The 20,894-nt window shown below is 59.0% G+C and carries 18 protein-coding genes; 9 read left to right on the top strand and 9 right to left on the bottom strand.

Going from position 1 to position 20,894, the window contains the following annotated elements:
• The first annotated feature begins 106 nt into the window (after positions 1 to 106).
• A complete protein-coding gene (locus AC3I0A_RS11325; protein WP_489377858.1) occupies positions 107 to 2,935 on the top strand; it encodes an AMP-binding protein in 2,829 nt (942 codons plus the stop codon).
• A gap of 336 nt (positions 2,936 to 3,271) precedes the next feature.
• On the opposite strand, the gene AC3I0A_RS11330 is transcribed toward AC3I0A_RS11325, so the two are convergent.
• The 4 genes from AC3I0A_RS11330 to AC3I0A_RS11345 form a co-directional block, all read right to left on the bottom strand.
• On the bottom strand, positions 3,272 to 4,105 hold the full coding sequence (locus AC3I0A_RS11330) for an ABC transporter ATP-binding protein (RefSeq protein ID WP_489377859.1): 834 nt from the start codon (positions 4,103 to 4,105) through the stop codon (positions 3,272 to 3,274).
• The gene (locus tag AC3I0A_RS11335; RefSeq protein WP_489377860.1) at positions 4,093 to 4,896 is read right to left on the bottom strand and encodes an ABC transporter permease; all 804 of its coding nucleotides are present in this window, start codon (positions 4,894 to 4,896) and stop codon (positions 4,093 to 4,095) included. Before AC3I0A_RS11335 ends, AC3I0A_RS11330 begins: the two co-directional genes overlap by 13 nt.
• A 10-nt stretch (positions 4,897 to 4,906) precedes the next feature.
• Entirely contained in the window at positions 4,907 to 5,893 is a 987-nt protein-coding gene (locus AC3I0A_RS11340) for an ABC transporter substrate-binding protein (RefSeq protein ID WP_489377861.1), read from the bottom strand.
• 293 nt (positions 5,894 to 6,186) lie between these two features.
• Positions 6,187 to 7,677, bottom strand: a complete 1,491-nt coding sequence (locus AC3I0A_RS11345; RefSeq protein WP_489377862.1) for an aldehyde dehydrogenase — start codon at positions 7,675 to 7,677, stop codon at positions 6,187 to 6,189.
• 203 nt (positions 7,678 to 7,880) lie between these two features.
• Between AC3I0A_RS11345 and AC3I0A_RS11350 the strand changes: the two genes are divergently transcribed.
• Positions 7,881 to 8,795, top strand: a complete 915-nt coding sequence (locus AC3I0A_RS11350) for a LysR family transcriptional regulator (protein WP_489377863.1) — start codon at positions 7,881 to 7,883, stop codon at positions 8,793 to 8,795.
• A gap of 2 nt (positions 8,796 to 8,797) precedes the next feature.
• Here the strand turns inward: AC3I0A_RS11350 and argE are convergent, their stop codons facing one another.
• The 4 genes from argE to AC3I0A_RS11370 all read right to left on the bottom strand — a co-directional run bounded on the left by argE (position 8,798) and on the right by AC3I0A_RS11370 (position 12,622).
• Entirely contained in the window at positions 8,798 to 9,949 is a 1,152-nt protein-coding gene (gene argE / locus AC3I0A_RS11355) for an acetylornithine deacetylase (protein WP_489377864.1), read from the bottom strand.
• Positions 9,950 to 10,624 carry a DUF1028 domain-containing protein gene (locus AC3I0A_RS11360; RefSeq protein ID WP_489377866.1) on the bottom strand — a complete coding sequence of 225 codons (675 nt, stop codon included), beginning with the start codon at positions 10,622 to 10,624 and terminating at the stop codon, positions 9,950 to 9,952.
• 14 nt (positions 10,625 to 10,638) lie between these two features.
• Positions 10,639 to 11,055, bottom strand: a complete 417-nt coding sequence (locus tag AC3I0A_RS11365; RefSeq protein WP_489377867.1) for a RidA family protein — start codon at positions 11,053 to 11,055, stop codon at positions 10,639 to 10,641.
• 184 nt (positions 11,056 to 11,239) lie between these two features.
• Entirely contained in the window at positions 11,240 to 12,622 is a 1,383-nt protein-coding gene (locus AC3I0A_RS11370) for an aspartate aminotransferase family protein (protein ID WP_489377868.1), read from the bottom strand.
• A 208-nt stretch (positions 12,623 to 12,830) separates the two neighbouring features.
• Here AC3I0A_RS11370 and AC3I0A_RS11375 point away from each other — a divergent pair, with 208 nt between their 5' ends.
• The 4 genes from AC3I0A_RS11375 (at position 12,831) to AC3I0A_RS11390 (ending at position 16,832) form a co-directional block, all read left to right on the top strand.
• On the top strand, positions 12,831 to 13,436 hold the full coding sequence (locus AC3I0A_RS11375) for a TetR/AcrR family transcriptional regulator (RefSeq protein WP_489377870.1): 606 nt from the start codon (positions 12,831 to 12,833) through the stop codon (positions 13,434 to 13,436).
• A gap of 237 nt (positions 13,437 to 13,673) precedes the next feature.
• The gene (locus AC3I0A_RS11380; RefSeq protein WP_489377871.1) at positions 13,674 to 15,035 is read left to right on the top strand and encodes a flavin-containing monooxygenase; all 1,362 of its coding nucleotides are present in this window, start codon (positions 13,674 to 13,676) and stop codon (positions 15,033 to 15,035) included.
• A 233-nt stretch (positions 15,036 to 15,268) separates the two neighbouring features.
• Positions 15,269 to 16,201 carry a Ppx/GppA phosphatase family protein gene (locus tag AC3I0A_RS11385; RefSeq protein WP_489377872.1) on the top strand — a complete coding sequence of 311 codons (933 nt, stop codon included), beginning with the start codon at positions 15,269 to 15,271 and terminating at the stop codon, positions 16,199 to 16,201.
• Between the two features lie 217 nt (positions 16,202 to 16,418).
• Entirely contained in the window at positions 16,419 to 16,832 is a 414-nt protein-coding gene (locus AC3I0A_RS11390; protein WP_489377873.1) for an arsenate reductase ArsC, read from the top strand.
• A gap of 42 nt (positions 16,833 to 16,874) precedes the next feature.
• Here AC3I0A_RS11390 and AC3I0A_RS11395 read toward each other — a convergent pair whose 3' ends face one another.
• A complete protein-coding gene (locus AC3I0A_RS11395; RefSeq protein ID WP_489377874.1) occupies positions 16,875 to 17,612 on the bottom strand; it encodes a UTRA domain-containing protein in 738 nt (245 codons plus the stop codon).
• 396 nt (positions 17,613 to 18,008) lie between these two features.
• Between AC3I0A_RS11395 and AC3I0A_RS11400 the strand changes: the two genes are divergently transcribed.
• The 3 genes from AC3I0A_RS11400 (at position 18,009) to AC3I0A_RS11410 (ending at position 20,887) form a co-directional block, all read left to right on the top strand.
• Positions 18,009 to 19,064 carry an ABC transporter substrate-binding protein gene (locus tag AC3I0A_RS11400; RefSeq protein WP_489377875.1) on the top strand — a complete coding sequence of 352 codons (1,056 nt, stop codon included), beginning with the start codon at positions 18,009 to 18,011 and terminating at the stop codon, positions 19,062 to 19,064.
• Positions 19,065 to 19,239: 175 nt separating this feature from the next.
• The gene (locus AC3I0A_RS11405; RefSeq protein WP_489377876.1) at positions 19,240 to 20,127 is read left to right on the top strand and encodes an ABC transporter permease; all 888 of its coding nucleotides are present in this window, start codon (positions 19,240 to 19,242) and stop codon (positions 20,125 to 20,127) included.
• Positions 20,117 to 20,887 (top strand): ABC transporter permease, encoded by a 771-nt coding sequence (locus tag AC3I0A_RS11410; RefSeq protein WP_489377877.1) that lies wholly within the window; start codon positions 20,117 to 20,119, stop codon positions 20,885 to 20,887. Before AC3I0A_RS11405 ends, AC3I0A_RS11410 begins: the two co-directional genes overlap by 11 nt.
• Positions 20,888 to 20,894 lie beyond the last annotated feature (7 nt).

Raw genomic sequence — 20,894 nt, forward strand, 5'->3', positions numbered from 1 at the left:
TGACCCATCCTGCGAGCGCTGATGGCATTCCCAGTCGCCGCCATAGGCGCATAATGGCTATGGGCAAGGATTTACACACCGAGTGTCCTGTCATGAGGGGCCGCCGATGTCTCGTCCGCCTCCAGAAACCCGCGCCGTTCCCCGTTCCGATGGGGACGCGGAAAAATTGCTCGAAATTGTCCGGCGCACCGTAGTCGAGTTGCGCCCGCAGGCCGCAGAAGGGTTGCAAGTCACCTTGCACAGCGTGCTGGACCGGGACCTGGGCGTAGACAGCCTGGCCCGGGTCGAACTCTGGTCCCGTATCGAGCACGAATTCGCTGTGCGCTTGCCGGAAAACCTGTTCGCCTCGGCAGACACTCCCGCCGATGTACTGCGCGTATTGCGCAGCAGACCTGGCGCCGAGGCGGCTCGCCCATTGTCCTCCAGCGAGGCCCCGGTAGCATCGGGGCAGACGCCGGACACCGCGCGAACCTTGATCGAGGTGCTGGAATGGCATGTGCGCCATCAGCCGCAGTATCCCCACGTGCGCCTGCTGGATGAGAGTGACCAGCCGGAAGACATCAGCTATGGCGCCTTGCACCAGGGCGCTCTGGCCGTTGCCGCAGGGCTGCAACGCAGTGGCTTGCAAACCGGTCAGACCGTGGCCCTGATGCTGCCCACGGGCAGCGACTTTCTCTACGGTTTTTTCGGCATTCTGTTGGCCGGTGGCGTGCCGGTGCCCATCTACCCACCGCTACGGCTGTCACAGATAGAGGATCATCTGCGCCGCCAGGCCGGCATCCTGCGCAATGCCGAGGCCAAAGTACTGATTACCGTGACGCAAGCGAAGCTGCTCGCCCGGCTGCTCCAGCCGCAGGTCCCGAGCCTGACTCGCATCGCCAGTGTGGCCGAGCTGACAGGCGAGGGGCGCGAGTGCGTCACACCGCCGCGGCAACCGGATGACATCGCCTTCCTGCAGTACACCTCGGGCAGTACTGGCCAGCCCAAGGGCGTGATGGTCAGCCACGCCAACCTGCTGGCCAATCTGCGCGCCATGGGTAGGGCTCTGAACGTGGGGCCACAGGACGTGTTCGTCAGCTGGCTGCCCATGTACCACGACATGGGCCTGATCGGTGCCTGGCTGGGCAGCCTGTATTACGGCTACAGCCTGGTGTTGATGTCACCGCTGGCGTTCCTCGCGCGGCCGGCGCGTTGGCTATGGACCATCGACCGCTTCCACGGCACGTTGTCGGGGGCGCCCAACTTCGCCTACGAACTGTGCCTGAGCAAACTCGCTGAAGCCGACCTCGAGGGCCTGGACCTGAGCAGTTGGCGCGTGGCCTTCAACGGTGCCGAGCCGGTCAGCCCGGATACCTTGCAACGCTTCGCCGAACGTTTCGTTCGCTACGGCCTGGCGCCCACTGCGTTGGCGCCGGTCTATGGGTTGGCCGAGGCCACATTGGGCGTGGCCTTTCCTCCTGTGGGCCGGGGGCCGCTGATCGACCGGGTACAGCGCGAGGCGTTCCAGGCCCGCGGCAATGCGCTGCCCGCCGAAGCGGACGTCAGCGCGACGCTGCGCTTCGTCTCCAGCGGCCGACCGCTGCCGGGCCATCAGATTCGCATCGTCGATGGCAGCGGGGTCGAACTCCCCGAGCGCAGCGAAGGTCACCTGCAATTCAGCGGCCCGTCCACCACCGGTGGCTACTACCGTAACCCTGAAGAGACCCGCCGGGTGCTGCGCGATGGCTGGTTCGACTCGCTCGACTTCGCCTACATGGCCGGCGGTGAGGTGTACCTGACCGGCCGCGCCAAGGACCTGATCATTCGTGCCGGGCGCAACATCTACCCCTACGATGTCGAAGCAGCGGTCGGCAATTTGCCCGGCCTGCGCAAAGGCTGCATCGCGGTGTTCGGTAGTCCTGACCCGGCCACCGGCACCGAGCGCCTGGTGGTGTTGGCGGAAAGCTACGAGAAGGAAGCTGGCGCGCGGCAACGCCTGCAGCAGGAGGTCAACCGCATCGTGGTCGACCTCACCGGTGTGCCGCCCGACGATATCGTTCTGGCGCCACCGCATAGCGTACTGAAGACCTCCAGCGGCAAGATTCGTCGTGCTGCCAGCCGCGAACTGTATGAACGCGGCGAAGTGGATCGGCCGCACCTCGCCGTGTGGCGCCAGCTACTGCGCCTGGTGCTGCAGGCCGCACGCGGGCAGTTCGGCCGCAGCTGGCGGACCTGCCGCGCCGCGCTGTATGCCGCTTACATCTGGCTGCTGTTCTGGCTGCTCACACCGCTGACCTGGCTGGGCGTCGCGATCCTGCCGCGCCAGCGTTGGTGCCGCAGCTTTACCCGCGCGGCCGCACGGCTGTTCTTGCGCCTGGCGGGTGTGCCATTCAGCGTCACGGGGCTGGAGCGCCTGCCTGAATCCTCGGTGAGCGTGCTGGCCGCCAATCATGCCAGCTACCTCGACGGCGTCATTCTCTGCGCGGCCTTGCCGCCGCAGTTCAGCTTCGTTGCCAAGCGCGAACTGGCTGACCAGTGGATCGCCGGCCGATTCCTGCGCCAGCTCGGCGCCCGCTTCGTCGAACGCTTCGACCTGCAGCGCAGCACCGCAGACGCCGAGTCCCTGGCCGAGGTGCTGCAGGCTGGCCAGCCCCTGGTGTTCTTCCCCGAGGGAACCTTCACCCGCGAGCCAGGCTTGCGCACTTTCCACATGGGCGCCTTCGTGCTCGCCGCGCGTGTCGGCGTACCGCTGCTGCCGGTCGCCATCCGCGGCACGCGCAGGGTGCTGCGCGAAGGTCAGTGGTTCCCGCGCCACGCTGCCATCCATGTCAACGTCTGCCCCCCACTGTTGGCGCAGGGGCCGGACTGGACGGAGGCCATCAAGCTGCGGGATGCAACGATAGCGGCGCTGCTGGAGCACCTGGATGAATCGGAACGGGCCCAGCGCGCCGATTAGGCGACTCTGCGTCGTCCCTGTCTGACGTTTTATGTTGGAGGGATTGTGGCAAGTGCACCCACCAGGATGGTTAATGCTAAAAATCCAACCAGGAAAACTGCAAGCTTAGGCATTAGGCCTCCTCAATGATCGGTTTGCGGAGCTGCGAAAATCGAGTCGCATGCAAACGTCCCCACCAGGCTCCACCCTTGGGGATATTGTCGGACGGGGGCTGATTTCGATACAGATGCAGGTAGCGAAGAAAAACACGGATCAGTGCGACTGTTCGGGGATGAAGTGCGCAAGAAAAACAGGTGCCCGGCAGTTACCTGCCAGGCACCCATTGGCGCGATCGCCTCAATGCTCTTCTGGACCGTCATGCAGCAGATGAAAGATGCTTCTCTTCATTTTGATGAACTCGGGGTCCATCACCATATCCAGGTTTCTCGGGCGCTGCATTGGAACATCCAGCACCTCCTTGATACGCCCCGGACGTGCGCCCATGACGAAAATGCGATCGCCCAACAGGATCGCCTCGTCGATGTCGTGGGTGACAAACAGGACGGTTTTCTTGCTGTGTTCCCAGACCTTCAACAGCAGCTGCTGCATCTGCAACCGTGTCTGACTGTCGAGGGCTCCGAAAGGCTCATCCATGAGCAGGATCTGTGGGTCATTGGCCAGTGCGCGAGCGATGGCAACCCGCTGCATCATGCCGCCTGACAGTTGCTTGGAGTAGTTGTCGGCAAAACGCAGCAGACCGACCTCGTTGAGGTAGAACTCGACGATCTCCTTGCGCTCCCGAGAGGGCACGCCTCGACGCTTGAGGCCGAACTCGATGTTCTGTCGTACCGTCAGCCATGGAAATAAGGTGTAGCCCTGAAACACCATGCCGCGGTCGGCTCCAGGCCCGTCAACCTGCTTGCCGCCGACGAAGATCTCCCCGGACGTGGGTTCGGCAAGGCCTGCGGTCAGATAGAGCAAGCTGGATTTGCCACAACCCGAGGGGCCGACCAACACCGCGAACTGCTGGTCAGGCACCTCGAGCGATACCTGCTCCAGTGCCGTGAAAGTACTGCCCGCAGGGGTCTGATAACGCAAGCTGACGTTTTCCACTTTAAGCCGCGGGGCCGCGTTTGGCGCCGCGCTGACGGGTATGACGAGCTTTGGGGATGTTGCGGTTACTGAGCCCATGCGGCCACCTTCAAGCGAAGAAATCTGAAAAGTTGATCGGTGAACAGACCCAGCAGGCCGATCACGGCGATCGCCAGGAAAATCACATCGACCTGGAAGCCACGCATGGCTTTAAGGCTGAGGTAACCGAGGCCGCTCGATGCGGCAACCAGTTCGGCGACTACCAGGTACGTCCAGGCCCAGCCCATGGTGACGCGCAAGGTGTCCAGTACGCCGGGCAGCGAAGCCGGCGCGATGACGTGGAGCACCGCATCCCGACGGCTGGAACCCAAGGTGTACGACGCGTTGATCAGGTCTTTTGAGATTCCTTTCGACACGTCGGCGATCATCACCAGTTGCTGGAAAAACACCCCGAAGATGATGATCGAGACCCGTTGCTCCAGTCCGATGCCGATCCACAAAATGAACAGCGGCACGAACGAGGTGACGGGCAGGTAGCGGATGAAGTTGACCAGCGGCTCGAGAAATGCCTGAACGACCCGAAAGCTGCCCATCAGCAAACCCAGCGGGACCGCGATCACGGAAGAAATCACGAACCCGACCATCACCACTTCGAAGCTGGCCCAGACATGCTCGCCCAGGGTGCCTTCTCGGCCGAGACGCATCGCGGCTTCCAGCACTGCTCCGGGTGTCGGCAGGAACATCGCGGGCACCACGCCGCCATAGGACAGGCCAGCCCATAGTCCGATCAACAGAATCCAGGCCAGGGCACTGGCGCTCCAGATCACCTGAACAGGCAAGCCGGTTTTCGGGGTGAGACAACGGTTCAGCCATGAATTGCGCTTGGACATACGATGCTCCTTACTTCGGGCTGACAAAACGGTTGTCGATCAGGTCGGCATAGCTGACGTTGAACGACTTGCCTTGCAGTTCGGAGGCCGATTCATTCGCCAGTTTGATCACATTGGCGGCGTCGCCGGTGCTGCCGTTGGTGCCCAGCAATTTCTCGCTCATGGCCTGATCATAGAAGCGTACGCCCTTGGCGGCGGCAGCCAGTTCGATTGGGTCAGCCAGGTAACCACCGACGCCCTTGGCCATGATTGCGTAGGCCTCCTTGGGGTGGTCCTGGGTGTACTGGACCGCCTTGTACAGACCGGCGACCAGCGCCTTGACGTCGTCCGGTTGGTTCTCGATGACATTGCAGCTCAACGCCACGACGTCGACGATCACGCCGGGTGTGGTGCTGCTGTCGACCAGCACTTTGCCTTGTTGCTTGCTGCGGACAGTCGACAGATGCGGCTCCCAGGTGACCGCTGCTGGAACGCGGCCCGAGATGAAGGCGGTCGCCGCGTCATCGGCGGTCATGTTTTGAATGGTCAGGTCACTCATCTTCATACCTGCATTCTTCAGCAGGTAGCTGAGCCAGAACTGCGAAACCGAGCCCTCGTTGACGGCGACCGCTTTGCCCTTGAGGTCCTGCAGACTGTTGATGCCTTTGCTCACCAGTACGCCATCGCCGCCATGACTGTCGTCAAGCGCTGCGACTGCCTTGAAGCAGAATTGCGGCCGGTATTTGAGGATTTCATCAATGGTAGAAGCCGAACCGGATAACTGGCCCGAGGCTTGAGCCGCCATGTACATGGAAGACTCTTCGATGGTGGGCAGTTCCACGGTCAGGCCGTTTTCCTTGAAGTAGCCAAGGTCTTTGGCGAGGTACAAGGTGCCGTAACCGACCCAGGTGGTGTGGCCGATGGAGAGGGTGCCTGCCTGGGCACCGCTGGCGATGCCAGCGGTGATTGCGGTCAGGGCCAGGGGACGCATGCAGCGCGATACGAATGACTTGATCATGAAACACTCCCGGAACGATGGTTTTGTTGTTTTTCGGGGCAGTGGGGCATAGCGCCAAAAACTGAATCCTTACGGTCTCTGACGGACCTTTTGCCTCTGTGCGACAGCCTTGATATTGGCTGATGTCGGGGGGCAGGAAAATGAGTAAATATGTCTTCGCTGACGAGGAAAAAAATGGCTTGTCGAGCGGTTGTGGAATGACCTTGGACGTGCGCCGCGGTCATTCGACCAGCACAAAAAAAACGCCGCCGCTCTGGCAAGAGCGACAGCGTTTCACGCAGAGAAAGTGCCGTTCAACGCAGCTGGAACCATGTGGTTTTCAACTGCGTGTACTTGTCGAATGAGTGCAGCGAGAGGTCTCGGCCGAAGCCCGACTGCTTGCCGCCACCGAAAGGAACGCTGACGTCCAGCGCGTCCACGGTGTTCACGGAGACGGTCCCCGCATTCAAGCGATCCGCCACGCGGTGCGCCCGGTTGAGGTCGTCGGTCCAGACCGACGCTGCCAGTGCGTAGATATGATCGTTGGCCATCTTCACCGCCTGATCCTCATCGTCGAAGGGAGTGATCGCCAGAACAGGGCCGAAGACTTCCTCGCGGGACAAACGCATCTCGGGTGTGACGCCGGTGAACAGCGTCGGCTGAATGAAATTGTTCGAACCATTGATCATCAGGCGATCACCACCGGCGACCAGACGTGCACCACTGGCGGTGGCTTCGGTGATGTAACCCATCACGCGCTCGGCTTGCCTGGCGTCGACGATTGCGCCCATTTTGCTGGCGGGGTTCAGTGGGTCACCGGGCTGCCAGTGTCGGGTTTTCTCGATCAGACGTTCGACGAATTGGTCATGGATCGAGCGCTGCACCAGTAACCGCGAGTTCGCCGAGCACACTTCGCCCTGATTGAAAAAGATCCCGAACGCCGCTTTTTCGGCCGCGAGGTCCAGGTCCTGGCAATCGTCGAACACCAGATTCGGGCTTTTGCCGCCGCACTCCAGCCAGACTTGCTTGAGGTTCGATTGCGCCGAATATTGCATGAAGTACTTGCCCACTTCGGTCGAGCCCGTGAAAGCCAGCGCGTCGACGTCCGGGTGCAGGCCCAGTGCGCGTCCTGCCTGCTCACCTAACCCGGTAACAACGTTGAGCACACCTTCCGGGACGCCGGCCTCCAGCGCCAGTTCGGCCAGGCGCAGGGCAGAGAAGGGCGACTGTTCTGCAGGTTTGAGAATCACGCTGTTGCCGGCAGCCAGTGCGGGCGCAAGTTTCCACGCCGCCATGTCCAGCGGGAAATTCCACGGCACCACGGCGGCGATGACGCCCAAAGGTGTCCGCGTGATGGTGGCCAGGGTGTTGCGGCCGGTGGGCGCCACCTGGTCATACAGTTTGTCGAGGCTTTCCGCGTACCAGGCAAACACCTGCGCGGCGCCCGGTACATCGATCATGTAGGCGTCCATCACCGGCTTACCCATGCTCAGCGAATCGAGCAACGCCAGTTCCTCGCGATGGGCAAGAATCAGTTCGCAAAGGCGCAGGAGGATGGCCTTGCGCTCCCGGGGCGCCATCCGTGCCCAGGGTCCATTTTCGAAAGCGTTGCGGGCGACGCCGACAGCCAGGTCGACGTCCGCATCGGAGCAGGCGGCGACACGGGCGAGCAGCGTGTTGGTGGCCGGATTGATCACCGCGAACGTCTTGCCGTCCTGTGAGTAATGGCTGCGCCCGCCGATGTTCGCTGTATCGATGAAGTGTTGTTTTTTTGCCAGGTTTTGCCAGCTGTTCAGGTCAGTCACTGCAAGCTCCAAGGTAGCCCTGTGAGGGAGTCATCCACGATGAGTTGCGGTGATAGTGGCTCAGCTACCAAGAGCAGGAAATGAGTAAAAATATGTTCCCTGTCGATAAAAAAACTCGCTAGCCATGCTCCGATATCCTGCGCAACGGCGAGGGGGGCGGCATATATTGATTGGCAATGAGTTTCGTCACATTCGAGGTACCCATGGCAGCTTACAACCTGCGGCAACTCAAATATTTCATGACCACCGTCGAGTGCGGCAGCGTCGCCGAGGCGTCACGCAAGCTCTATATCGCTCAGCCGTCGGTCTCCGCCGCCATCAAGCACCTGGAAGAAAGCTTCGGAGTACAGCTGTTGATCCGCCACCATGCGCTGGGTGTGTCATTGACGCCTGGTGGCGCGCGCTTTTACCGCAAGGCCCAGGAGTTGTTGCGGGCGGCCCATGAGTTCGAGCAGAACGCGCTGGCAGATAGCGATGTGGTCTCTGGCCAGATCGACGTCGGCTGTTTTGAAACCGTCGCGCCGCTCTATTTGCCGCGCTTGATCGCCGGCTTTCGTGATCGCTGGCCCGGGGTGGAAATTCGTATTCGCGACGGGGAGCAGCAGGAGTTGGTCCAGGCGTTGACCTCCGGGAGTATCGATCTGGCGATGCTCTATGAGCACGACCTGGACAGTACCATTGACACCGTGCCGTTGATGGCACCGCAACAACCCTATGCGTTGTTGCCCGAAGGGCATCGTTTCGCCCATCAGGCGAAAGTATCGCTGAGCGATCTGGTGCTGGAACCTATGGTGCTGCTGGACGTGCAACCCAGCCGTACGTACTTTGTGAGTATCTTCGAGGAGCGTGGACTGACCCCGCATATCCTGTTCAGCTCGCCTTCGATTGAAATGGTCAGGGGTATGGTCGGGCGCGGGTTCGGCTTTTCGATTCTGGTGACCCGACCGCACTCCGAATACACCTACGATGGGCAAAAGGTGGTGTGCGTGCCGTTGGTTGAGCAAGTCACAGGTTCCGGACTTTCAGCGGCCTGGTTGCGGCGCTCGCAACTGACCAAACCAGCACAGTTGTTTGTCGATCATTGTCGCGAGGTGTTGGCGCCCAAGGAGGACGCCTGACATCAGGCGTGCAACGCCTGCACCATGCGTTCGAGCATCGCGTCACAGGCATCCAGTTGCTCGATGCTGACGAACTCATCGGGCTTGTGGCCCTGGTCCATGCTGCCCGGGCCGCAGACCACTGTCGCGATGCCGATGGCGTCGAACAACCCGCCTTCAGTGCCGAACGCCACCGTCGTGAACTCGCTTGAGCCGCAGAACTGCGCAATCAGCTGTGCCGCTTGACTCTGGGTGTCTGTGGCAAGTCCCGGATAGGCCGACAACTCGGAAAAGCGGATGGCGCTCCCCGCATCTACGGCGCGCATCCTGGGCAGCACTTCCTGCTCGGCGTAACGCTCAAGCTGCTCGGCCACTTCGCGCGGATCCTGCGCGGGAAGCGCGCGCACTTCGAAATCGAAACGACAGTCGGCAGGGACGATATTGAGTGCCTTTCCACCGCTGATCACACCGGTCTGCACGGTGCTGAAAGGCGGATCGAAACGCGCGTCATGCAGCTCAGGTGCGCGCAGGCGGGAGCCGATCCGGCCCAGTTCGCCAATCAATTCAGCGGCGTATTCGATCGCATTGACGCCCTGCGGCGCATAGGCCGAGTGACACGCTGCCCCGTGGACGTCGCAACGCATGGCCAGTTTGCCCTTGTGGCCCAGTACCGGTTTGAGCTCGGTGGGTTCGCCAATGATGCACAGCAGGGGTTTGTGCGGCCGTTGTTCGAGCTCGGCGAGCAGGGAGCGCACGCCCAGGCAACCGACTTCTTCGTCATAGGACAGTGCGATGTGTACTGGCATGCGCAACGGTGCAGCCAACAGTTTGGGGACCACGGCCAGCACACAGGCGATGTAGCCCTTCATGTCTGCGGTCCCGCGCCCATAGAGCTTGCCTTCCTTTTCAGTCAGCTCGAACGGCGCAACGGTCCAGGGCTGCCCATCCACCGGAACCACATCGGTGTGACCGGAAAGCACAATGCCCGGACGGTCGTCCGGGCCCAGTGTCGCGAAAAGGTTTGCCTTGCTGCGGTTGTCGTTGAAGATCAGCTCGCAGGGCACGTCCAGCCGGGTCAGGTAATCGCGGACGAACTCGATCAGTTCAAGATTCGATTCGCGGCTAGTGGTGTCGAATCCGATCAGCGATGCCAATAGCTCTCGGCTGCGGCTCATTCATTCATCCCCCGGTACGCCATATCTGGGCGCCTTGGTCGGGTCGAGGGCGCGGACGATATAATCCTGCATCTGCGGACTGTAAGCGCTCCACAGTTGGGCCAGTTTGCCGATCGGGTCTTCGTCCGCCCAGTCGACGCGCAGGTCGACGATGGGCCAGGTCAGTTCACCCACCACCACCAGTGCTGCTGAATGAACAGGGCCGGCCTCGCCGCCAGCGGCCACTGCAGCTTGCATGGCAGCCAGCAGGCGATCGGCCAATTGGCCGCCAGTGTTTTCGAAGGTCTGAACCAGGGTTTCGACCACCGACCGATTCGCCAGCATATTGCCGGCAGCCACGCACTGTTCACCTGCCAGCGCGTTGTGCGTGCCGAGGGTTTCACTGCCACTGAAATGTGCGGTTTGACCCAGATGATCGACGGCCGTCAGTTGGCGGAATTGACTGTAACCATTACTGGTCAGCGCTTTGTCCAGCGCATGCGAGGGTGACAGCCCGCTCTCCATGTGGTCGAGTACCTGAGGGCCTAACGCGGGGAGGGTGATGTTCTGCGTGGCGACTGCACCAACGCCCGGACGCAGCCATGGGCAACGTGCGCCCACAGCAATGCTCGAGGAACTGATGGCGATTCCCAGTTGACCTGTTTCGGCGCAACGGCCGACGATTGAAAACGTCATGGTGTGTTCGTCCTTTACTGCGGAATGACCGCGATCACGTCGATTTCCATTAACCACTCCGGTTGTCCCAGCCCGGAAATGACCAGCCCGGTGGAGATGGGAAACACTCCTTTGAGCCATTTTCCGACTTCCTGGTAGACCGGTTCCCGGTAGCGAGGGTCGATCAGATAGGTGGTGGTCTTGACGATATGGCTCAGGTCGCTGCCCGCTTCCTCAAGCAGTTGCTTGACGTTGCGCATGGCTTGTTCGGCCTGGGCACGAGGGTCGCCAAGGCCGACGAGGTTGCCTTCAAAATCGGTGCCTATCTGGCCGCGAACATAGACGGTGTTACCTGCGCGCACGGCTTGGCAAAGGTCGTTATCCAATGACTGGTTCGGATACGTCTCTTTGGTATTGAACATGCGAATGCGGGTGTGGGTTGGTTGGGTCATCCACGTTTCCTCTGATTAAACTTCGGTTGGATATGACCCCATTCTGTCCATGCCCTGCGGTTGGCGAAACGAGGTTTTTTGTGGTGCTTGGTTAAGAAAAAAATAGTTAGTGGAGCCCTGTGCCGGGACGGTATTCGCTCCGTCTCAGGGAATGACCGGCCCGTGTGACGAGCCGGTTTTGCCGTCAGAGCCTCCCATACTCCCGCGCAGTCCGGTCGACCGCGATGCGCGTCTTCTCAACCAGTTCGTCCAGCTCCGAGCGCGTCGCGATCAATGCCGGGGCCATGATCATGCGGCCCTGTGTCGAGCGGATGATGATGCCTTCCTCGAACCCGATGGTACGGCAGCGCCAAGCGATATCGTTCTCGTTGACGAAGCGCTTGCGGGTCGCCTTGTCTTCGGCGAACTGCAGCGCTGCCACCAGGCCGACTCCCTGGATCTCACCCACCAGCGGATGGTTGGTAAATACCTGCCGCAAGCAGTTTTGCAGGTAGGGGCCGGTGTCGTTTCTGACCTGTGTCACCACGCCTTCGTCACGCAATGCCTTCAGATTGGCAGTGGCCACGGCCGCGGCGACGGGGTGCCCGGAGTAGGTGAGTCCGTGGGCGAACACGCCGCCTTTTTCCACCAGTGCTTCAGCCATGCGTCGGGATAGAATCAACCCACCCATAGGGATGTAGCCCGAGGTCAGTCCCTTGGCGATGGAGAGTGTGTCGGGTTCGAATCCGAAGGTCTGGTGGGCGAACCATTCGCCGGTCCTGCCGAACCCGCCAATGACTTCGTCGGCGCACAGCAGTACGTCGTACTGGCGGCAGATACGTTGAATCTCGGGCCAGTAGGTTTCAGGTGGAATGATCATTCCACCCGCGCCCTGGAACGGTTCGGCAACGAAGGCGGCGACCTTGTCCGAACCCAGCTCGAGGATCTTTTCCTCTAGCTGACGGGCTGCCCGCAGACCGAATTCCGCTGGGCTCAGGTCACCTTCATGGGCGTACCAGTACGGTTCGTCGATGTGCGCCACATCAGGAATAGTGCCGCCCATTTCGTGCATGAACTTCATACCCCCCAACGCCGTCGCGGCCAGTGTCGAGCCGTGATAACCGTTCCAGCGACCGATCATGATTTTCTTTTCCGGCTTGCCCATTACCTGCCAGAACTTGCGTACCGTGCGGATCAACACCTCGTTGGCTTCGGAGCCTGAGTTGGTATAGATCGCGTGGCTGTAGTGCTTGGGCAGCAGGCTGAACAGCAGCTCGGACAGCTCGATCACGGCCGGGTGAGTGGTGTGGAAGAACATGTTGTAGTACGGCAGTTGCTCCAGTTGCGCGCAAGCAGCGGCGGCCAGGTCCTTTCGTCCATAACCGAGGTTGGTGCACCACAGGCCCGACATGCCATCCATGTAGCGGTTGCCATCGTTATCCCACAACGCCAGTCGCTCGCCGCGGACCATGACGCGCGGGCCTTCCTCATTCAATGATTTCTGGTCAACGAAGGCGTGAATATGGTGGGCCGCATCGGATGCCTGATAGTCACTCGTGGTGCGGGTTGGGTTGAGTTCAGTGGACATTGCTTGTCTCCAGTGTGATTGCGCCGGCAGCGCAAATTGACTTGGCAAAGGCGCGCATCAGGTTATGGATGGCTGTGCGCCCGTCTGACGAATGCCAAGGTGGCAGCTAATATTTGGCATCTAAAAATATTTTTGTAAAGAAAATATTTGTGATTGAAAATAAATGCCCATAGGCTGGAGCCTGGTTGAAACCGCATGCAGGAAAGAAATGAGTGGACTCAGAGAGAGACAAAAAGAGCAGCGTCGGCAGGTGATCGCCGACGCCGCCCTGGAGCTTTTCAAGACCAATGGGTTTGTCGCCACCACGCTGGAGCAGATCGCCAATCAGGCAGGGGTGTCGGCACCTACGGTGGTGAACTACTTCGGTGGCAAGCAGGAAATTCTCCTCGCGCTGCTCAAAGAGCCCGATGAACAAGCAATGCGCGAGGCCCGCTCGCGTCTGGACGATAACCCGGACCCGCTGGATGCCTTATGTGAACTTGAAGGCCTGATGACCACGTACCAACTGCGGGCCATGCCGGCTTCTCTCTGGCGCGAGCTTGCCCCATTCATGTTCACCGGCGATCTCTCTGAGACCTTCCACCCCTGGAATGCCGCGGTAATCGAAGAAACCCGAGCGCTGCTACTCCATTTTCAACGCAAGGGCATGCTGAGGGAGTCGATCGACATAGACGTGGCGGCCACCCTGTTCAACCAATACGCCAATATGGCCTTTATCCGTCTGGCGACTGAGAAAACGCCTGACAGAGAGGCCCACGCCAGGCATATGCGTGATGTTCTCAGTCTGATGTGCCATGGAATGCTGAAGGGCTGAGTCACGCATCCCCCTGTCTCGACCTTCTGCTCTTCGTTTGACCGTGCGCGTTAGCCCACGGTCGCATCCGACACCTCTGCGCGACGCTTCATATCGGACCTAGCTTTTTCCTGCCTTGCGACGACAAAAAACATAATTTCGCTATCCCCTGTATCTGAACAGAATGCAGCGAACCCCCACAGCCGCAAGAGTGGAACAACAATGCTCAGGTCTTGACCTGGTCAGAGGAAACAAGCCATGACCGAACTGAATCAAACCGCCTTTGAGAAGGACGCAGACATGACAGCTGGAAAAATAAAAATAGATACGCTTGTTGTTGGCGCCGGTCAGGCAGGCGTGGCCATAAGTGAACATCTGAGCAAACTCGGGGTGCCCCACCTCGTGCTGGAGCGCAATCGTATTGCCGAACGCTGGCGCACCGGACGCTGGGATTCGCTGGTTGCCAATGGTCCGGCCTGGCACGATCGTTTTCCCGGTCTTGAGTTCGACGATCTCAGCCCCGACGGCTTTGCCCCGAAAGAGCGGGTTGCGGATTATTTCGAAGCCTATGCCAGGAAGTTCAACGCTCCGATCCGTACCGGCGTGGAAGTGAAGAAGGTCGAACGCAATGTCGGTCGGCCGGGCTTCACCATTGAAACCTCTGAGGGCGTGATCGAGGCCAATCGCGTGGTGGCCGCCACGGGCCCTTTCCAGCGCCCGGTTATCCCGCCGATCGCTCCGAAAGATGAGCAATTCACTCAGATCCACTCGGCCGAATACCGCAATCCACAGCAGCTACCCGAGGGCGCCGTTCTGGTCGTGGGCGCCGGGTCGTCGGGGGTGCAGATCGCCGATGAATTGCAGCGTGCCGGCAAGCAGGTTTACCTCTCGGTGGGAGCGCACGATCGTCCTCCACGTGCCTATCGCAACCGTGACTTCTGCTGGTGGTTGGGCGTTCTCGGCGAATGGGATGCGGCGGCCATGAAGCCAGGCAAGGAACACGTCACCATTGCTGTAAGCGGTGCTCACGGCGGCCGTACGGTGGACTTCCGCGGTCTGGCCCATCGGGGGATGACGCTGGTGGGTCTGACGAGTTCGTTCAATGGCGCCGTGGCGACCTTCCAACCGAATCTTGCCGACAACCTGGCGCGCGGCGATGAGAACTATCTGGCGCTGCTCAATGCGGCCGACGCCTACATTGAACGCAATGGTCTGGACCTGCCGGAAGAACCTGAAGCCCGCCACACGTTCCGGGATCCGGAGTGTGTGACGAATCCCATTCTTGAACTCGATCTGGCCAAGGCCGGCGTGACCTCGATCATCTGGGCCACCGGTTTTGCCGTGGACTACAGCTGGCTGAAGGTCGACGCCTTCGACGAAAACGGTAAGCCGCAGCATCAGCGCGGCGTTTCGAGCGAGTCGGGCGTCTATTTCCTGGGCCTGCCGTGGCAGTCGCGTCGCGGTTCCTCGTTCATCTGGGGCGTCTGGCACGATGCCAAGCATGTGGCTGACCATATTGCCACGCAGCGTAAATACCTCGACTACCGGGATGCCTCGCAACGCCGAACAGAAGACGGCCAAACGGCCCCGGCCGCCAATAAACCAACCGTAAGCGCTTGATGTTCAGCGAGTAAAAAATCCCGGAAGCATTTCTGCTTCCGGGATTTTTTCGTTGTTACGCTGTGGAGATGAGGGGGTGGTTTCGTTCACCGCGATCCTGGTGTCTGCTCATTCGAAAAGGGTAGAGGGCGTCATCTTAGCGTCATCGAACCCATGGCAAGATCCTCACAAACCATCTAGAGCACCCAGCAGACTTCCACCTGCTGGTTGATGAATTTGTAAGGAATCCCCCCATGAGAGACGCCTCCCTGTTTGCAGCCATTGATCTTGGTTCTAATGCGTTTCGCATGATGATCGGCCAGTCGGTCAGACGGAATCAGGGGTTCGTGATCCAGGAAGTGAAAACCTTGCGTGAACCTGTCCGTTTGGCGGAGGGGTTTCAAGGCGGGGTGCTGGATGAGTTGGCTCTGGATCGGGGATGGCAAGCGCTCACGCGATTTGGCAAAAAGTTACGCGGCTTTGAGGCAGGTCGTGTGCGGGCGGTGGCGACCAGTGCGGTCCGCGAAGCCGATAATGCTCAACTGTTTCTGGCCAGCGCGGAGCGGCACCTGGGTTTCCGGATTGACGTCATCTCTGGGCATGAAGAGGCCCGACTGGTATACGCCGGTGTTGCCCATACGATACCCGGTACAGCGAGTATGCGCCTGGTCGTGGATATCGGCGGCGGCTCCACTGAGTTGATTCTGGGGCAGGGCGCTCAGCCTCTGTTGACCGAGAGTATTGCCATTGGCAGCGGCACCTTTGGTGCGCGTTACTTCCAGGGCGGCTGTATCACGGCTGCGGCGCTCCTGGAGGCTGAGCGTGTCGCCACTCTACAGTTTGAAAAAGTGGCGCGTCGTTATCGCGCTCAGGGTTGGCAGCAGGTTATAGGCTCTTCAGGTACCGCACGGATGCTGGCCAAAGTGCTCAAGGCCAACGGGTTGAACGACGATGGCCAAAGCGGCATCACCTACAGCGGCCTGTTGCGCTTGTCGTTGCGTCTGCTTGAAGTGGGACATGTCAAACAGCTCAGACTGGCGGGTTTACAAAGCCATCGCCTGAGCATCCTGCCTGGAGGTCTGGTGCTCATGCTGGCGGCGTTCAAGGTGTTTGGTGTCTCGCATATGACGCCTTCCGAGCCGGGTTTAAGGTTTGGCGTTCTTCATGGTCTGATGTGTAAACACTAATCGACAATAGCCACCTTGCAGATATCGGTTACGGCCATCAGCGCCTTCGAGGGCTATCGCACATTGCTGATCGTCATGACCCGCTGAAGCGCAGTTGGCTGCGCGTGAAAAAAGTGTATTCCATCGACTAGGGGCCACAAGATCAAAAACGCTGCTTTAATAAAAAATGTCGCTTCCAGGATCACGAGTCCAACAGGCTGAGATGGGGGAGAAAGTCATGGCTGAGAAATTTCGAGTGCTGTTCGTTTGCGCAAAAAATGACGTTCGTTCACTCATAGCAGAAGCACTTCTTCGACACACTGACTCGTTGCACTTCGAAGCTTTCAGCGCAGGCCTTGAGGCCAGTGAGATCGACTCACGCACCCTGGAGACTCTCGATCATATTGGCGTAGACACCACGGGGTTGCGTAGTAAAGCAATCGATGAGTTTGAGGGGCAGCAGTTCCACTATGTAATCACTCTGTGTGATGAGTCGTGCGAAGAGGCATCTCGGATGCCATCCTCCGGCGAGGTGATAGTGTGGAGCTTTGAAGATCCGACGACCAGTGAGAGACATGAACCTTTTCGTCATGCTCTCCAGGAAATTCACGATCGCATCAAAATGTTCGTCACCGTGAAGACCAGACAGTGAAGCTCATAGATCCAGGAGGGGCTCCGATGCCCATGAGAATATTTAAGCGACCTTGTCAGAATGCAGTGCCTGGCTATCCATGGTGATTCGGACTGCGTCATGACGCCAGAACTCGCGATCGCAATCAAGTATCTGTCCATGTTGATCATAGTTGATGCGAATGATCATTAGCAGCGGACTGCCTTCTGGCAGATTGAGGTAATTCGCCACGCTGGCCTGTGCCGCGGTCGGGTAAATATCAAAAGTGGCGCGGCCGCAATGGATGTCATAGTGTTTTCGGTAAATCAATGTCAGCGACTGAGTCAGGTCCAGTTTCAATATATCCGGGAAGAACTCTGGTTTCAGATAATGTTCTACAAACATCACGGGGCGCCCATCGACTGAACGCAGGCGGCGTATACAGTGCAGCATGCTTAACGGCGGCACCGCCAACTTCAGGCACAACTCCGGGCTTGCCAATTCCGTACTGGTCGATATGACCTGTGTGGCCGCCTTGCGCCCCTGACTTTCGACCATCTGGTGGAACAGCGAATGTGTGAAAGGGTTGTACACCAGTCGGGGAGGGGTAACAAACCAGCCGCGCCTGCTTTCCCGATAGATCGACCCTTGCGCTTCCATTCTTTGCAGGGCTTCCCTGAGCGTAATGCGGGTTGTGGAAAACAGCTCGCTCAGTTCTCGCTCGGAAGGGAGCTTGCTGCCGGACGCTAGCGTGCCATTGATGATTTGCGTCGCCAGGGCGTGATGGATGGTGGCAGCTTGGGTGGTGATTTTTTTTGTCACGGTGATGGTCTGGATGATATTCGAGCGCTGATGTTATCCCAGTTAATGATTTCATTCCCTTTACGACACTCAACTGATGCTCTTTGGGCACACCTGGCCCACTACCCCTCTGACGTTTGATCGCCCGCAACGGGTGCTCGCCCGTCGTCCGCGTTCGCGTTCTGGTGCATCTTGGGATCGCGCTTACCTTTCTTGTTCCTGGTCGAGCCGGGCGCGCAACGAGCGTGGCATCGACAGACGTTCCCTGGCGCAACGACAGCCCTGTTGCATAGCGCATATCTCATCGCATTGGGGGCGGTGTCGGTGTCGCAGCATCCTGAGTGTCATATTTCGGTCATTTCCTCTGGGTAGTATCCAGTTCTCGCCCCAATCTGGTCTATACCACACGGTTAAATCATGAAAAAAATCCTGATTACGAGTTTGTTTGCAAGTGCCTTGTCGATTGCAGTTCCTGCTGCGTATGCGCAGCAGGACCTGGATGCTTTAGTCGCCGCAGCCAAAAAGGAAGGCGCGGTCAATAGCTTGGGGATGCCGGATAACTGGGCGAACTGGAAAGATACCTGGGCCCAGATCACGCAAAAATATGGCCTGGTACACCTGGATACCGACATGAGTTCCGGGCAGGAAATCGCCAAATTCGAAGCTGAGAAATCGAACGCATCAGGCGACATCGGCGACGTTGGCCAATCGTTCGGTCCGATTGCGGTCAGGAAGGGTGTAACCCAAGCCTACAAGCCGAGCAACTGGGACGAAATTCCGGCGTGGGCCAAGGACCAGGATGGTCATTGGGTAGTGGCTTACAGCGGGACCATTTCCTTCATCAGCAACAACAAGCTGGTCAAGAATCCGCCTAAGACCTGGGGCGATTTGCTCAAAGGCAACTATAAGGTGACCGTAGGCGAAGTGGGTGTTTCGGCGCAGGCCAACAGTGCGCTGCTGGCAGCGGCGATTGCCAATGGCGGCAACGAAAAGAATCTGCAACCTGCGTATAAGTTATTTGCCGAGCTGGCTAAACAAGGGCGGCTCTCCATGACCGATGCGAGTATTGCCAACCTGGAAAAAGGTGAAGTGGAGGTCGCGCTGTTATGGGACTTCACCTCATTGGGCTACCGCGACAAGATTGATCCATCCTTGTTCACGGTCTCCATTCCCGAAGATGGAAGCGTGAGTGCCGGCTATTCAACCCTGATCAACAAATACGCGCAGCATCCGAACGCCGCCAAACTGGTGCGTGAATACATCTTCAGCGATGCCGGCCAGATTAACCTGGCCCGCGGTTTCGCGCGTCCGATTCGTAGCGACGTGGTCCTGCCACAAGATGTAAAGGACAAGATGTTGCCTGCTGCGCAATATAACAACGCCAAACCGATCCAGGACTTCGTGGCGTGGGAGGGGACCACCAAGGCCATACCGCGGCAGTGGCAAGAGCAAGTCATGATTTATAACAAGTAATGCCAGTGGCGTTAGGCCGCCTCTATAAACCACTGCGCGAACGTTGCTCGTTCACTGCGGTTTTTCGAGGGGGCCATGAGAACAGTGTTCGGGGCATTGGCCGCACTAAAGCTTTACTGCCGCGGTGCCCCGCTATCACTTATCAAAACCCAAGGAACACGGAGTTGCTAGTTGTATGACAGCTGCATCGAACCCGCTGGCAACCCCAGTGACTATCGACACCCGGCATTATCCACGCTTTCGCCACTGGCGGGCGGCGCTGGTCCTGCTGCCCTTGTTATGTGTATTGGCGTTGTTTTCACTGGCGCCGACAGCATGGCTGCTGATCAACAGCGTGCAGGTGGATGGCGCATGGTCGCTGGCGAACTTCAGCGAAATCCTGAATTCTCCGTTTTACCGTCAGGCCTTTGGCAACAGCCTCTGGGTTTCCGTCTGCTCCAGCTTGATTGGATTAGCCATCGCGATGGTGGCCGCCGCTTCGTTGAAACGGGTGGATTGCACTGTTCGCGACATAACAGTGGCATTCACCAATATGACTGGCAACCTGAGTGGGGTGTCGTTGGCATTCGCTTTCATTATCGTGATGGGAACCAATGGTGCCTTGACTTTGCTCTTGCGGCGATGGGGTTGGCTGGCTGAGTTTGATCTATACACGCAGGCTGGGCTGACGCTGATCTACAGCTATTTCCAGATACCGCTGGCGGTACTGTTGCTCTATCCAGCCTTTGATGCGCTGCAGGACGATTGGCAAGAGGCCGCCTCTTTGCTGGGGGCCAGCCGTGCCAGTTACTGGCGCCGGGTGGCGTTACCGGTGCTGATGCCGGCGGTATTCGGCACGTTCATTCTGTTGTTGGCCAATGCCATGGGGGCATATGCCAGTGCTTACGCACTGATGACCTCCAACTACAACCTGGTCACCATCCGGATTTCCAGCCTGGTCGCTGGGGACATTTCTCTGGAACCGAATCTGGCGGCAGCACTGTCCGTGCTTCTGGTGGCGATGCTGGTGTTCGTGGCGATGGTCAACCAGTTCTTGATGAAGAGAAGCTACCATGCACACTAACCGTTACCACCAGTTCGTGCTGTATGGCTTGATGGCTCTACTCAGTGTCCCTGTTCTGGCGACCCTGGTTTATTCATTCTCCCAGCATTGGGGTGCAACGATATTACCCGACGGGCTGACGTTCGACTGGTATCTGAAGTTGTGGCAAGAGCCGCGCTTCTTGAGTGCATTTAGTCACTCCCTGCTGATTGCACTGGGCACATTGGTCTTCAGTACAGTGGTCATCGTGCCCGCCACATTTGTCGTGTTCTATTATTTTCCGCACCTGGATCGTTGGATGAACATCCTGATCTTGATCCAGTTCGCGGTGCCGCCTGTGGTGTCGTCGGTGGGCTTGCTGCAGATTTATGCCGACGGCCCGCTACCGCTGATCGGCACGCCGTGGGTACTGATAGGGTGTTATTTCACGATTGTTCTGCCGTTCATGTACCGGGCACTGGCCAATGGTCTGCAAGGGCTGAACGTGCGCGACCTGATGGATGCGGCGCATCTGCTAGGGGCAAGTACTCCCGCTGCTTTTTTACGGGTGATCTTGCCGAATATCCGCAAGGGATTGATGGCAGCCTTGTTTCTCTCACTCTCCTTCCTGCTGGGCGAGTTTGTGTTCGCCAACATACTGGTTGGCAGCCGTTACGAAACCTTGAACGTCTATCTCTATTCCGTGCGCTCCACCAGCGGCCATTTTGTGAGTGCTGTGGTGATGAGTTATTTCATATTTACGCTGGTCGTGACCTGGATTGCCACCCGCTTGAGTCGATAGGACTGTG

The sequence above is a fragment of the Pseudomonas sp. KH_024_B2 genome (assembly GCF_057839965.1).